The 13,602-nt window shown below is 69.7% G+C and carries 14 protein-coding genes; 12 read left to right on the forward strand and 2 right to left on the reverse strand.

What is annotated here, in order from left to right; all coding sequences use genetic code 11:
* Positions 1-18: 18 nt before the first annotated feature.
* The 10 genes from ACZ6S6_RS16725 (at position 19) to ACZ6S6_RS16770 (ending at position 11,149) form a co-directional block, all read left to right on the forward strand.
* Positions 19-789, forward strand: coding sequence for an enhanced serine sensitivity protein SseB (locus ACZ6S6_RS16725; protein WP_362962918.1), 771 nt, complete (start codon positions 19-21; stop codon positions 787-789).
* A 167-nt stretch (positions 790-956) separates the two neighbouring features.
* A complete protein-coding gene (locus ACZ6S6_RS16730) occupies positions 957-1,763 on the forward strand; it encodes an enhanced serine sensitivity protein SseB C-terminal domain-containing protein (protein ID WP_362962916.1) in 807 nt (268 codons plus the stop codon).
* Between the two features lie 435 nt (positions 1,764-2,198).
* On the forward strand, positions 2,199-3,197 hold the full coding sequence (locus ACZ6S6_RS16735) for an ABC transporter permease (RefSeq protein WP_362962914.1): 999 nt from the start codon (positions 2,199-2,201) through the stop codon (positions 3,195-3,197).
* A gap of 69 nt (positions 3,198-3,266) precedes the next feature.
* Entirely contained in the window at positions 3,267-5,030 is a 1,764-nt protein-coding gene (locus ACZ6S6_RS16740; protein WP_469706069.1) for an ABC transporter substrate-binding protein, read from the forward strand.
* A 140-nt stretch (positions 5,031-5,170) separates the two neighbouring features.
* The gene (locus tag ACZ6S6_RS16745) at positions 5,171-6,184 is read left to right on the forward strand and encodes an ABC transporter permease (RefSeq protein ID WP_362962910.1); all 1,014 of its coding nucleotides are present in this window, start codon (positions 5,171-5,173) and stop codon (positions 6,182-6,184) included.
* Positions 6,181-7,269, forward strand: coding sequence for an ABC transporter ATP-binding protein (locus ACZ6S6_RS16750; RefSeq protein ID WP_469706070.1), 1,089 nt, complete (start codon positions 6,181-6,183; stop codon positions 7,267-7,269). The genes ACZ6S6_RS16745 and ACZ6S6_RS16750 overlap by 4 nt, the downstream gene beginning before the upstream one ends.
* Positions 7,270-7,316: 47 nt before the next feature.
* Entirely contained in the window at positions 7,317-8,465 is a 1,149-nt protein-coding gene (locus ACZ6S6_RS16755; protein ID WP_469706098.1) for an ABC transporter ATP-binding protein, read from the forward strand.
* A gap of 18 nt (positions 8,466-8,483) precedes the next feature.
* Entirely contained in the window at positions 8,484-9,143 is a 660-nt protein-coding gene (locus ACZ6S6_RS16760; protein ID WP_469706071.1) for a trimeric intracellular cation channel family protein, read from the forward strand.
* A gap of 111 nt (positions 9,144-9,254) precedes the next feature.
* The gene (locus ACZ6S6_RS16765) at positions 9,255-10,121 is read left to right on the forward strand and encodes a thioesterase family protein (RefSeq protein ID WP_362962904.1); all 867 of its coding nucleotides are present in this window, start codon (positions 9,255-9,257) and stop codon (positions 10,119-10,121) included.
* A gap of 35 nt (positions 10,122-10,156) precedes the next feature.
* Positions 10,157-11,149, forward strand: a complete 993-nt coding sequence (locus ACZ6S6_RS16770) for a helix-turn-helix transcriptional regulator (protein WP_469706072.1) — start codon at positions 10,157-10,159, stop codon at positions 11,147-11,149.
* On the opposite strand, the gene ACZ6S6_RS16775 is transcribed toward ACZ6S6_RS16770, so the two are convergent.
* A complete protein-coding gene (locus ACZ6S6_RS16775) occupies positions 11,097-11,960 on the reverse strand; it encodes an alpha/beta fold hydrolase (RefSeq protein WP_362962900.1) in 864 nt (287 codons plus the stop codon). The two genes, ACZ6S6_RS16770 and ACZ6S6_RS16775, sit on opposite strands and share 53 nt — an antisense overlap.
* Positions 11,961-12,171: 211 nt before the next feature.
* Positions 12,172-12,798: a TetR family transcriptional regulator gene (locus ACZ6S6_RS16780; RefSeq protein WP_362962898.1), complete on the reverse strand. Its 627-nt coding sequence runs from the start codon at positions 12,796-12,798 to the stop codon at positions 12,172-12,174.
* 116 nt (positions 12,799-12,914) lie between these two features.
* Between ACZ6S6_RS16780 and ACZ6S6_RS16785 the strand changes: the two genes are divergently transcribed.
* Positions 12,915-13,076 carry a hypothetical protein gene (locus ACZ6S6_RS16785; RefSeq protein ID WP_362962896.1) on the forward strand — a complete coding sequence of 54 codons (162 nt, stop codon included), beginning with the start codon at positions 12,915-12,917 and terminating at the stop codon, positions 13,074-13,076.
* A 62-nt stretch (positions 13,077-13,138) separates the two neighbouring features.
* On the forward strand, positions 13,139-13,462 hold the full coding sequence (locus ACZ6S6_RS16790) for a DUF4190 domain-containing protein (RefSeq protein WP_362962894.1): 324 nt from the start codon (positions 13,139-13,141) through the stop codon (positions 13,460-13,462).
* Positions 13,463-13,602: the final 140 nt, after the last annotated feature.

Below are 13,602 nucleotides of genomic sequence, written 5' to 3' on the forward strand. Positions count from 1 at the left end.
GGGCAAGAGGGGGAAGCAGTGGACATTCCGGCACACGGTCACACCGTCCCGCAGGGCGGATGGCCGGCCAATGAGCTCGAAGAAGTACTGGGCGCCTCGCTCGGCAACCCGGAAGCGGGCGGCCGGCTCGTGGAGGTGCTCGGCCGCAGCCATGTCTGGGTGCCCCTGCCCAACGGCGGCGGACCGGACGCCACCGATCTGGACCTGCCGACACTGGAGATCGACGGCGCAGCGTACGTCCCCGTGTTCAGCTCCGAGCAGCAGTTCCTCGGCTGCGTCGGCACCCGCATGTCCTTCACCGTGGCGCCCGCCGTCGAGTTCGCCCGCGGGCTGCCCCCGCAGCTCGGCATCGCGGTGAACCCGGGCGGTGCGGTCGGCATGCCCCTTCCGCCGCCCGCCGTCGCCGAACTCTGCCGGGCCGGGCGCAGCCTGCTCGACGGACCGGCCAGCGGCGGCCGGGTCCGGCTCTATGAGCCGGACTGGAAGGAGGAGCCCGTCGACTTCCTCGCCGCCGCCGCCGGTGAGTTCGAGGAGAGCGGTGTCGTGCTCAGCGCCCGCAGGGCCCTGGCCAGCATCGAGGGCGGCGACCCCGTCCTCTTCGTCGGCGTCGAGTTCTCGACCTGGGACGGTGCCGGGCGCAACGCCCCCATGGACGCGCTCGGCCGCGCGCTCGGCCGCGTCGAGCTGCCGTGGCCGGTCAACCTGGTGCTGCTCGACGTGGCGCAGGACCCGGTCGCCGACTGGATGCGGGCGAGGATCCGGCCGTTCTATCAGCGCGCCGGCGAGTAGCGCCGCCCGTCGGTCCGCGCGCGGACGGCTGCGGCCCATGGCGTCAAGTCGGTGTCAGGACCGGCGCCTAAGCTGGTTTGATGGCTGGTGCCTCGGCACCGCGCCGTACCCGCGTGCCCCGGGAGCGGCAGGCCGACACAGTGGATCGAAGAGGGGCGGGACCCAGGGTGAGTGCGTCAGGCACCGCGGCGGCCGGGAAGGTCGAGCACATGCTGCGCCAAGTGACACCCGGGCGCTACGACGCGTACGAGGCCTTGCTCCAGGCCCTGGCGGCCGACCGGATCTGGATGCTGCTCTGGCACGGCCGGGCCGGTTCGCCCGACGCCCAGTACGGCAACATGGAGATCGACGGCCTCGGCTACGCCCCCTGCGTCACCTCCGCCCAGGAGCTCGCCGCCAGCGGCTGGAACCGCGCCCATGAGGTGGTGGGCGGCCGTGACATCGCCCGCGCCCTCTTCCCCGACCGCTGGGGCATCTGGCTGAACCCGCACGCCCCGGGCGGCGGCGTGGGCGTTCCCTGGCTCGACCTGCGCCGGATCGCCACCGGCCTCGACCGGATGCCCGCCGGTCCGCTGCGGATCAGCGACCCCGCCGTCGAGACCCCGCAGTTCTACGCCCAGCTGACGCAGAACGCCCACCACACCCCGGCGATCCGCTCGCTGCGCCGCGCCTGGGTGCAGCCCGCGCTCGGTGTCCCGTACCTCGCCATCGGCCTCGATCTGTACGACACCAGCCAGCCGTCCGTCGACGCGGTGCGCGCGATGATGCAGCAGTCGATCGGCACGGTCCCGGAGGGGCTGCCGGTCTCCACCGTCGCCATGTCCGACGAGTACGACCCGGTCGCGATGTGGCTGCGGGGCAACTCCCGTCCGTTCTACGACCGCGAGTCGCACGCCCCGGCCGGCCGCAGTGGCGTCGTCGCTCCCGGTTACGGCTACCCGCAGGCGCCCGGTCCGGCCCCGCACGCCTACTAGGCCCACCGGGTCCGCTCACCCGAGCGGACAAAGGGCCCCCGGGCGGACAAGGCGACCGCCACGGTCACCCAAATAGCCACCCAATAACGCCTGTTGGGCGTCATGTCCGTTCTGGTGGATTAGCGGCCGAGTGGTCCGCTCACTCGATCAAGCTGTCCGGATAACGGAAGCTCACTGACCGCATCACGTTTGAGCAAACATTCCCCGTCAGGTCTGGCGGGTGATCGCAATCGCGTTGAAGACTCCCGGCTAGTGGGGATCGTCGCTCCTTTGTACGAGGTTGCCCCGGCGGACATTCCGTGGACGCTTCAGACGCTTCAGACGTATCTCAGTACCAAGACATCAACCGCATGAGCGTGCGCGGCTGATGCGCGCCAGGCCGTTACCGCGGCGAGCAAGGGCCGGCCACCGCCGGCGGGAGGGGTCAAAGGCACTGTGACCGCACCGATCGAGACCACCGGATCGGCTGCCGAGGCTCAGCCGGAGGCAGTACTCACGGGAGTCAAGCAGAGCCAGATCGAGGGCCGTTCGCTCGGACAGATCGCCTGGACGCGCTTCAAGCGCGACAAGGTGGCCGTTGTCGGCGGCATCGTTGTCATCCTGCTGATCCTGCTCGCCGTCCTCTCCAAGCCGATCCAGGCCGTCTTCGGTCTGGACCCCAACGCCTTCCACCAGGAACTCATCGACCCCGCGCTGCTCGCCCCCAAGGGCGACTGGGGCGGCATGAGCTGGAGCCACCCGCTCGGCGTCGAACCGCAGTACGGGCGCGACATCATGACCCGGGTCATCGAGGGCTCCTGGGTCTCCCTCGTCGTCGCCGTCGGCGCCACCCTGCTCTCCGTGGTGATCGGCGTCTTCTTCGGTGTGGTCTCGGGCTTCTACGGCGGCTGGGTGGACACGATCATCAGCCGCATGATGGACACCTTCCTGGCCTTCCCGCTGCTGCTGTTCGCGATCTCCATCTCGGCGGCACTCCAGGACGGCGCCTTCGGCCTGACGGGTCTGCCGCTGCGGATCGCGGTACTGATCTTCGTGATCGGCTTCTTCAGCTGGCCGTACATGGGACGTATCGTCCGGGCCCAGACGATGAGCCTGCGCAACCGCGAATTCGTCGAAGCGGCCCGGTCGCTGGGCGCCCGGGGACCCTTCATTCTCTTCCGGGAGCTGCTGCCGAACCTGGTGGCACCCGTTCTGGTCTACTCCACGCTGCTGATCCCCTCGAACATCCTCTTCGAGGCCGGTCTCAGCTACCTCGGGGTCGGTATCGCCCCGCCGCAGGCCTCCTGGGGCGGGATGCTCACCAACGCGATCGACTTCTACCAGAACGACCCGATGTACATGATCGTGCCGGGCGTGGCCATCTTCGTCACGGTCCTGGCGTTCAACCTGCTGGGAGACGGGCTGCGCGATGCACTCGACCCCCGCAGCAAGTAGTGCCCGGGTCCTCGTCACAACGACGTGCGACATGCCATGGCAACCATCGATTGAGGGGAATTTCCTCAGGTGAAGACCAGAAAAACGACAGCGGTGGTTGCCACGGCTGTGGTCCTGATGCTGGGCGCCTCCGCGTGCAACGGCTCCAAGGACGACAACAGCGGCGGCGGCGACAAGGGCGGCTCCGGTGCCACTGACGCCGCGCTGACCTCGATCGTCAACAAGTCGGACAAGAAGGGCGGGACGCTCAAACTCGAACTGTCCGACGAGCCCGACTCCCTCGACCCCGGCAACACGTACTACGGGTGGGTGCAGAACTTCTCCCGCCTGTACGGCCGTTCGCTCACCTCGTTCAAGCCGGCCGCGGGCAAGGACGGCCTGGAGGTCGTCCCGGACCTCGCCGAGGGCCTCGGCAAGGCGAGCGCGGACGCGAAGACCTGGACGTACAAGATCAAGAAGGGGCTCAAGTACGAAGACGGCTCCGTGATCACCTCGAAGGACGTCAAGTACGCCGTCGAGCGCTCCAACTTCGCGCCGGAGGCCATGTCCAACGGCCCGACGTACTTCAAGTCCCACCTCATCGGCGGCGACAAGTACAAGGGTCCGTACAAGGACAAGAACCCGGACGGCATCGCCTCCATCGAGACGCCGGACGACAACACGATCATCTTCAAGCTGAAGGACGCCTTCGCGGACTTCGACTACCTGGCGACCTTCACGCAGACGGCCCCCGTGCCGGCCGCGAAGGACACCGGCGCCGACTACGTGAAGCACATCATGTCCTCGGGCCCGTACAAGTTCGAGTCCTACGAGGAGGGCCGCAGCGCGACCCTCGTGCGCAACCCGAACTGGGACCCGAAGACCGACTCGCTGCGCCCGGCCCTGCCGGACAAGGTGACGATCCGGTTCAAGGTCAAGCAGGAGACGGTCGACAACAACCTCCTCGCCGACAACATCACCGCTGACGCCGCCGGTACCGGCGTCGCCCCGGCGACCCAGCCGAAGGTGCTGACCAAGGCCGACCTGAAGAAGCAGACCGACAACCCGTACGCGGGCGCCACCTCGTACATCGGTCTCAACGTCAACGTGAAGCCGTTCGACAACATCCACTGCCGCAAGGCCGTGCAGTGGGGCATCGACAAGGCGTCGGTCCAGGCCGCCCAGGGCGGCGACCCCAAGGGTGACGTCGCGACGACGCTGCTGCCGCCGACGGTCAACGGCTACTCGAAGTTCGACCTGTACGAGACCGCCGGCTACAAGGGCGACGAGGCCAAGGCCAAGGACGAGCTGAAGCAGTGCGGCAAGCCGAAGGGCTTCGACACCAAGATCTCGGCCCGCTCCGACCGCCCCGCCGAGATGTCCATGGTCACCGCGGTGCAGGCCTCGCTCAAGAAGATCGGCGTCAACGCCGAGATCAAGAGCTTCCCGACCGGTAAGTACTTCTCGAACTTCGCGGGCAACCCGAGCTACGTGCACGCGAACAAGCTCGGCATGATCATGAGCGCCTGGGGTGCCGACTGGCCGACCGGCTTCGGCTTCCTGGACCAGATCATCAACGGCGCGTCCATCAAGCCGTCCGGTGGCAACAACGTTCAGGAACTGAACGACCCGAAGATCAACAAGCTGCTCAACGAGGGCATCGCCAACACCGACACCGCCGCCCGTGAGAAGGCGTGGGGCGACGTCGACAAGGCCGTGGCCGAAGGCGCTACCGCAGTGCCGCTGATCTACCGCAAGAACCTGCTGCTCCGGCCGAAGTCCGCGACGAACGTCACGGTCACCCAGGCCTACCTCGGCATCTACGACTACGTGCTGATGGGTTCCGCCAAGTAGGAACGGCCCCGCTCCCCGGGCCGCGCACGCGGCCCGGGGAGCGGGCCCCCGGGCCCAGAATTGTCCCGAAAGGCAGGTGAAGGCACGGTGTCCGACCGGACGGGTTCCCCCCGGCAGACAGTTACCGGCGCCGGATAGCTGTGGCTGCGTACATAATTCGACGCGTCTTCGGCGCGGTGCTGCTGCTGTTGATCGTCAGCGCAGTCACCTTCGCGATCTTCTTCCTCGTCCCCCGTATCGCCGGGCAGACGATGGACCAACTGGCAGCCCAGTACGTGGGCAAGGACGCCAATCCGCAGTCCATCCTCGCGGTCAAGCAGAATCTCGGCCTCGACCAGCCGCTCTACATCCAGTACTGGCACTTCATCAAGCAGCTCTTCGTCGGCGCCGACTTCCAGTTCGGCCCCGAGGCCACGCACTGTGGCGTGCCGTGCTTCGGCTACTCGTTCAAGCGACACGTCGAGGTGTGGCCCGAGCTGACCGCACGCATTCCGGTCACGTTCTCCCTGGCGATCGGCGCCGCGGTGATCTGGCTGATCAGCGGTGTGGCGATCGGTGTCGTCTCCGCGCTCAAGCGGGGTTCGGTCCTCGACCGCTTCTTCATGGCCATCGCGCTCGCCGGTGTCTCCCTGCCGATCTTCTTCACCGGAATGCTCGCGCTCGGTGTGTTCACCGTGCAATGGCCGGTCTGGGAAGGCGGCGTCAACTATGTGCCGTTCACGGACAATCCGCTGGACTGGGCGTGGAACCTGCTGATCCCGTGGTGTTCGCTGGCCTTCCTCTACTCCGCGCTCTACGCCCGCATCACCAGAGCCGGGATGCTGGAGACGATGGGCGAGGACTACATCCGAACGGCCCGCGCCAAGGGCCTGCGGGAGAGCCAGGTCATCGGCAAGCACGGTCTGCGCGCCGCGCTCACCCCCATCGTCACCATCTTCGGCATGGACTTCGGCCTGCTGGTCGGCGGCGCCGTCATCACCGAGACCGTGTTCTCCTTCCCCGGACTCGGCCAGTTCGCCATCAAGAGCGTGCAGGAGAGCGACCTGCCCATCGTGATGGGCGTGACGCTCGTCGCGGCCTTCTTCATCGTCATCTGTAATCTGCTGGTGGACCTGGTGTACGCCGCCATCGACCCCAGGGTGAGGTACTCGTGACCGAGCTTTCCAAGGCACAGACCGCGGCGGCCGGCGAGCCCGCCGCGCGCGTCGGCGGCGACGAGCCATTCCTCTCCGTACGGGACCTGCGCATCCACTTCAAGACCGACGACGGGCTGGTCAAGTCCGTCGACGGCGTCAGCTTCGACGTGAAGCCCGGACAGACCCTCGGCATCGTGGGCGAGTCCGGCTCCGGGAAGTCCGTCACCTCGCTCGGCGTGATGGGCCTGCACCGCACGGCCCCCAACGCCCGTATCTCGGGCGAGGTCTGGCTGGACGGCGAGGAGCTGATCGGCGCCTCCGACGCCCGGGTGCGCGAGCTGCGCGGCCGCAAGATGGCCATGATCTTCCAGGACCCGCTCTCCGCGATGCACCCGTACTTCAAGGTCGGCGCGCAGATCGTGGAGGCCTACCGGATCCACAACAAGGTCAACAGGAAGACCGCCCGCACCCGGGCCATCGAGATGCTCGACCGGGTCGGCATCCCCGAGCCGCACAAGCGGGTCGACGCCTACGCGCACGAGTTCTCCGGCGGAATGCGCCAGCGCGCCATGATCGCGATGGCGCTGGTCAACAACCCGGAACTGCTCATCGCGGACGAGCCGACCACCGCCCTGGACGTCACCGTCCAGGCGCAGATCCTGGACCTGATCCGGGACCTGCAGAAGGAGTTCGGCTCCGCCGTCATCATGATCACGCACGACCTCGGGGTCGTCGCCGAGATGGCCGACGAACTCCTGGTGATGTACGGCGGCCGGTGCATCGAGCGCGGACCGGCGGAGAAGGTCTTCTACGAGGCCCAGCACCCGTACACCTGGGGCCTGCTCACCTCGATGCCGCGCATCGACCGCGAGCAGACCGAGCGGCTGATCCCCGTCAAGGGCCAGCCGCCGTCGCTGATCAACGTGCCCACCGGCTGCGCCTTCAACCCGCGCTGCCCGTACGCGGACATCCCCAAGGACGACCTCACCCGCACGACGCGTCCCGAGCTGCAGCAGGTCGGCGACGGGCACTACTCCGCCTGCCACATGTCGCCGGAGGAGCGGACCCGGATCTGGACCGAAGAGATTGCGCCGAAGCTGTGAGCGAGGCGAGTGATGTGAGCGACGTGAGCGAGAAGAAGGATCCCCCGGTGCCGGAGAAGGACGTGACGATCCCGGAGCAGGCCACCGCCTCGCGCGAGCCGCTGCTCAGGGTCGAGGGCCTGGCCAAGCACTTCCCGATCCGCAAGGGACTGCTCGGCCGGCAGAGCGCCGCGGTCAAGGCCGTCGACGGCATCGACTTCGAGGTGTACCCGGGGGAGACCCTGGGCGTCGTCGGCGAGTCCGGCTGCGGCAAGTCGACGATGGGCCGGCTGATCACCCGGCTGATCGAACCGAGCGCCGGCAAGGTCGAGTTCGACGGCCGCGACATCACGCATCTGTCCATGGGCAAGATGCGGCCGATGCGGCGCGACATCCAGATGATCTTCCAGGACCCGTACTCCTCGCTGAACCCGCGGCACACGATCGGCACGATCGTCAGCGCGCCGTTCAGGCTCCAGGGCGTCGAGCCCGAGGGCGGTCTCAAGAACCACGTCCAGGAACTGCTCCAGCTGGTCGGGCTCAGCCCCGAGCACTACAACCGCTACCCGCACGAGTTCTCCGGCGGCCAGCGCCAGCGCATCGGCATCGCCCGCGCGCTCGCCCTGCGCCCCAAGCTCGTGGTGGCCGACGAACCGGTCTCCGCGCTGGACGTGTCGATCCAGGCGCAGGTGGTCAACCTGCTCGACGACCTCCAGGAAGAGCTCGGGCTCACGTACGTGATCATCGCGCACGACCTCTCGGTCATCCGCCATGTCTCGGACCGGATCGCGGTCATGTACCTGGGCAAGATCGTCGAGCTGGCGGACCGCAAGTCGCTGTACTCGGCGCCCATGCACCCGTACACCAAGGCCCTGATGTCCGCGGTGCCGGTGCCGGACCCCCGGCGGCGCGGGGTGAAGAGCGAGCGCATCCTGCTCACGGGCGATGTGCCCTCGCCGATCTCGCCGCCCAGCGGCTGCCGGTTCCACACCCGGTGCTGGAAGGCGACGGAGATCTGCAAGACGCAGGAACCGCCGCTGGTCGCGCTGAAGACCGGCCACCAGGTCGCCTGCCACCACCCGGAGAACGCACCGGACCAGGCGCCGGCCGCGGCCCGGGAAGCGGTCGAGCTGGTCACGGTGACGAAGCCGGAAAGCCCCGCCGAGGGTGATGCGGTCACCCCCTCCGAGGCCGTGGAGGAAAACCCCAAGGAGTAGTACCGGCACAATTGCCCGGTGCTCAACGAACTGTTCACGCCCTCCGTCCAACACGCGCTCGACATCGTCGGGATCTTCGTCTTCGCGATCTCCGGCGCTCTGCTCGCCGTACGCAAGAACTTCGATGTCTTCGGCATCGCGGTACTCGCCGAGGTCACCGCGCTGGGCGGAGGGCTGTTCCGTGACGTGATGATCGGGGCGGTGCCGCCGGCCGCCTTCACGGATCTCGGCTACTTCACCACCCCGCTGCTCGCCGCAGGTCTGGTCTTCTTCCTGCATCCGCACGTCGAGCGCATCCAGGTCGGCGTCAACGTCTTCGACGCGGCCGGGCTCGGGCTCTTCTGCGTCACCGGGACGGTCAAGGCGTACGACTACGGCCTCGGCCTGACCGCGTCGGCGGCGCTCGGGCTGGCCACCGCGGTCGGCGGCGGTGTGCTGCGGGACGTACTCGCCAACGAGGTGCCCTCACTGCTGCGCTGGGACCGCGACCTGTACGCGGTGCCCGCGATCGTCGGGGCCGCGATCATCGTGCTCTGCATCCGCTTCGACGCGCTCAACGCCTTCACCAGCGGGGCCGCGGTGATCACGGCGTTCGTGCTGCGGCTGCTGGCGCTGCGCTACCACTGGCGGGCGCCGCGCGCCTACAACCGGCGCTCGGCGACGGCGGAGGAGGGGTAGCGCCGGCCCTTACCGTCTGACCGAGCCATTTCACCGAGCCGTCTCACCAAGCCGTCTCACCGAGCGAGAAAAGCTACCGCTCAGTAATGGGATCGGTGTACCGTGCGTCGCATGGCACAGGCAGCAACGCAGGCGGCAGAGACCGCGCAGGCGACCATCGGCGACAGCGAGTTCGACCGGGACACCGCCGTCACCCTTCGCGAAGAAGGCGTCTACGACGCCGAGCTCTCCGCCGGCTGGACGATCATCCACGCCGTCAACGGCGGCTACCTGCTCGCGATGCTCGGCCGCGCGCTCGGCCAGGCGCTCCCGCACCAGGACCCCTTCTCGGTCTCCGCGCACTACCTCACCGCGTCCGTCCCGGGCCCCGCGGTGATCCGCACCCAGGTCGTCCGGACCGGGCGCACCCTCTCCACCGGCGAGGCCTCCCTCTTCCAGTACGCGGACGATGGCACCGAGGTCGAGCGCATCCGGGTCCTCGCCACCTACGGCGACCTGGACGGCCTGACCGACGACATCCGTACGTCGGCGGAGCCGCCCGCCATCCCGCCCCGCGAAAACTGCCTGGGTCCGGGCGACGGCCCGGCCCCGATCCCCGGCAGCTCCGCCATCACCGAGCGGCTCGACATCAGGCTCGACCCGGCGACGATCGGCTGGGCCGTCGGGCAGCCGTCCGGCAAGGGCGAGATGCGCGGCTGGTTCGGGCTCGCGGACGGCCGCGACGCCGACCCGCTCTCGCTGCTGCTCACCGTCGACGCCCTGCCGCCGACCTCGTTCGAGCTGGGGCTCAAGGGCTGGACCCCGACCATCGAACTCACCACCCACATCCGCTGCCGCCCGGCCCCCGGACCGCTCCGCGTCTCCATCACCACCCGCAACCTCGCGGGCGGCTTCCTGGAGGAGGACGCGGACGTCTGGGACAGCGCGGACCGGCTGGTCGCCCAGTCCCGCCAGCTCGCCAGGGCGCCGCGCAGCTGACCCCGCGCAGGCCGGAACCGGGGGATGCTGGTGCGGTGAAGTCCGACCGGTTGCTCTCGATCCTGCTGCTGCTCCAGACCCGCGGCCCGGTCCCCGCGCCCGAGCTCGCCGAGCGCCTCGACGTCTCCGTGCGCACCATCTACCGGGACGTCGAGGCGCTCTCCGCCTCCGGCGTCCCCGTCTACGCGGAACGCGGCAGGCACGGCGGGATCGCCCTGCTGCCCGGGTTCCGCACCGATGTCACCGGGCTGACCGCCGACGAGGCGCGCGCCCTGTTCGTACTGGCGGCGGACGGCGCCCACGCGGCGCTCGGGCTCGACACGGCCATCGGCTCCGCGCTGCGCAAGGTGATGGCGGCGCTGCCCGCCCCGCACCGGCCCGCCGCCGAGCTGACCAGCCGCCGGATCCTCGTCGACCCGGTGCGCTGGATGAGCGGCCCGCGCGCCGCCGTCGACATCGCCGAGCTGCACGACGCCGTGTTCACCGACCGGCGGCTGCGGCTGCACTACCGGCACAGCGGTACGCGGACCGAGCGCGCCTACACCGTCGATCCGTACGGCCTGGTGGTGAAGGCGGGCGTCTGGTACCTGGTCGCCGACCGCGACGGCGAGCCCCGGCTCTTCCGCGCGGACCGGGTGCGGCGGGCCGTCCTCACCGTGGAAGCGGTGGTGCGCAGGCCGGGGGCGGAGCTGGCGCAGGTGTGGGAGCTGCTGCGCCGCCAGGTCGAGGAACGGCAGGGCGGGGTGATCCTGCGGGTCCGGGTGCACCGCTCGCGGCTGGACCTCTTCCTGCGGCTGAACGCGGGGGTGCTCACCGGGGAGCCGCGGCCCGAGGAGCGGGACGGCGAGTGGCTACGGGCCGAACTGGCCGTGGAATCGGTGGAGTGGGCGCGCTCCCTGCTCTCCTTCGGCCCGAACGTCGAGGTCCTCGCACCGCCCGCGGCGCGCTCCGTGGTCGCCGCGCACGCGGCCGCGGTCATGGCGCTGTACGGGGATCCGGAGCCGGGGGAGTCCGCAGGAAGCGGGTGAGCGCCGCGGTCAGCTCGGCCGGGGCGTCCTCCTGCACGAGGTGGCCGGCGCCCTCGATGAGCCGCAGTTCGGAACCCGGTACGAGCGACGCCAGTTCATGGCCGCGGCCGACCGGGATCCAGGTGTCCTCGGTGCCCCAGCAGATCAGCACCGGCAGCTCGATCTCCCCGTAGCGGTGCTGGATCTCGTCGGTGAACCGCTGGTCGTTCTGGCTGATCTGCCGGTAGAAGGCGGGCTGCCCGGCCTCGGTGCACCACGGCGCGACGAGCCGGTCCAGGACCGCCGGACGCAGACCGGGGTGGCTGGCGGAGCTCACGTACTCCCGTACCAGCGCCCGGTGCAGCTCGGGCGGCAACTGCCCGAAGACCTCCGGGTGTCCGCCGAGCAGCCGGTAGGCGGGCGAGCCCCAGGGGGCCAACGCCACCGGGTCGGCCAGGGCGAGTCTGCGGTAGCGGGCGCCGTGCAGCAGGTGGGCGCGCAGGGCGACGCAGCCGCCGAAGTCATGGGCGGCCACGGCGGGTTCGGACAGTTCCCAGTGGCCGAGGAGCTCGGTGAGCACTCGGGCCTGGGAGCCGAGCGACACGTCCTGGCCCTCGAACTGGGCGGAGGCGCCGTATCCGGGCAGGTCCCAGACGAACACCCGGTGGTCCTGGGCCAGCGCCCGTGCCACTCCGCGCCAGACGTACGAGGAGAAGGGCGTGCCGTGCACCAGGACGACGGGCGGTGCGCCGGCTGGCCCCAGGGCGGCCCAGCGGACCTCCCCGGCGGAGCTGTGGAACGTACGGTCCAGGACCCAGTCGTCGGCGTTCATGGGCGCCAGCCTAGGGTCTTTCGTTTGGATCAGGCTGGATCAGGGAGCGGGGTCCGGTGCCGTGCATCGCAAGGCGGAGGAGGGAGTCATGGCGGAGTCATGGCGACCGACGACAACGCCGCGAGGTGCGGTGCCGGCCCCCGCGAGCCCAGCATGATCCAAACGAAAGACCCTAGGGGCCGCCCACGCTCCCTGGCGGGGGCGTCCGGGGTCAGGAGGCGTCGTCCAGCCAGTGCCGCCGGCCGAGTGTGACCAGTCGCAGCCGGCGCCGGGCGACCTCGGCCACCGTCCGCCCGCCGTCCGGGCCCGCGTCCAGCATCGCCGACGCGGTGATCACCATGTGGTCCACGTAGAGGCCGCCCAGCATCAGCAGATCCTCCTCGCTCCAGCCCCGCGACTCCGGTTCTCCGGCGAGCGCCGCCGCCACCTCCCGGGCGAACAGCCGGAGCTGGGCGGAGATGGCCTCGCGGACCGGGCCGACCCCGCCGTGCTGCTCACGGGCGATGAACCGGAAGTGGGCGGGCTGCTCGCGGACATGGCGCGTTATCAGGCCGACGCCGCGGTCCAGCCGGACCTCGCTGTCGCCGGTCTCGGCGAGGATCGCGCCGATCATTCCGTGCAGGCTGCCCAGCGTCTGCTCGACGAGGGCCACCCCGAGCCCGGCGATGTCGTCGAAGTGCCGGTAGAAGGCCGTGGGCGCGACACCGGCGGCGCGGGTCACCTCGCGCAGTCCCAGGCTGCTCAGGCTCTGGTGCTCCAGCAGTGCGAGAGCGGCGTCCAGCAGCGCCTGACGCGTCTTCAGCTTCTGGGTCTGGCGGATGCCGGCGGTGTGACTCATGCCATTCAGTAAACAACTGTTCTCCGGGACGGGGAAGGGGTGCCGGGTCTAGACTGACAAGTCAGTGAACACTCGTACTCTCAATTCTCGTACTCTCAATTATGGAAAGGCCGGCCATGATCGTCCTTGTCGTCGCCCTGCTCCTGCTGGGGATCGTGCTGGGAGCGGTGGCGCAGATCCCGCTCCCGCTGACCCTCGTCCTCGGCGCCCTGATCGGCTGCTGGCTGCTGGTCTTCGCCGTGCGCGAGCGGACGGGCACACAGCGCCGGTCCCGGTGACGGATGCCGCCCTCCGCCGTCCGGTCACCCCCACCGCATCCATCCACGAAGGAGTCCGCACCATGACACTCACCACACTCACCCGCCGCTCCGGAACGACGGACGCCCCCGCTCCGAGCGCCCCCGCCGCCCCCGGCGCCGTCCGGTCCACGCGGGACGCCGACGCCCTCGCCGTCGCCTCGTTCGTACTCGGTCTCGTCGGTCTGCTGGTGCTGAACATCCTGCTGGGTCCGGCGGCCATCGTCCTGGCGGTCATCGCCCTGGCCCGCTCCACCGCCCGCCGCGGCCGCGCCCTGCTGGGACTCGCACTCGGCATCGCCGACCTGGTGGTCCTGGCCTTCCTCGTCACCGGAAACGGCGTCGTCGCCTGGAACTTCGGCGGCTGACAGAGCGCGATTCCCGCCGCTCCCCCCACCGGATCGGGCTCCGGACCGGGGCGGGTGAGACGCGCCTTCCGCGGTGCGCGGGCACCGGGACGCCATGCGCCCGCCGTACGCCCCGCCGCAGGCTCGTAGAATCGAGCCCA

The sequence above is a fragment of the Streptomyces sp. NPDC048671 genome, assembly GCF_055587045.1.

What these genes read in the sequence shown, in the direction of transcription:
- ACZ6S6_RS16765 (WP_362962904.1), top strand. Translation starts at nt 9,255, where the DNA reads ATGGCACAGGCAGCAACGCAGGCGGCAGAGACCGCGCAGGCGACCATC.
- ACZ6S6_RS16775 (WP_362962900.1), bottom strand. Translation starts at nt 11,960, where the DNA reads ATGAACGCCGACGACTGGGTCCTGGACCGTACGTTCCACAGCTCCGCC.
- ACZ6S6_RS16780 (WP_362962898.1), bottom strand. Translation starts at nt 12,798, where the DNA reads ATGAGTCACACCGCCGGCATCCGCCAGACCCAGAAGCTGAAGACGCGT.
- ACZ6S6_RS16785 (WP_362962896.1), top strand. Translation starts at nt 12,915, where the DNA reads ATGATCGTCCTTGTCGTCGCCCTGCTCCTGCTGGGGATCGTGCTGGGA.
- ACZ6S6_RS16790 (WP_362962894.1), top strand. Translation starts at nt 13,139, where the DNA reads ATGACACTCACCACACTCACCCGCCGCTCCGGAACGACGGACGCCCCC.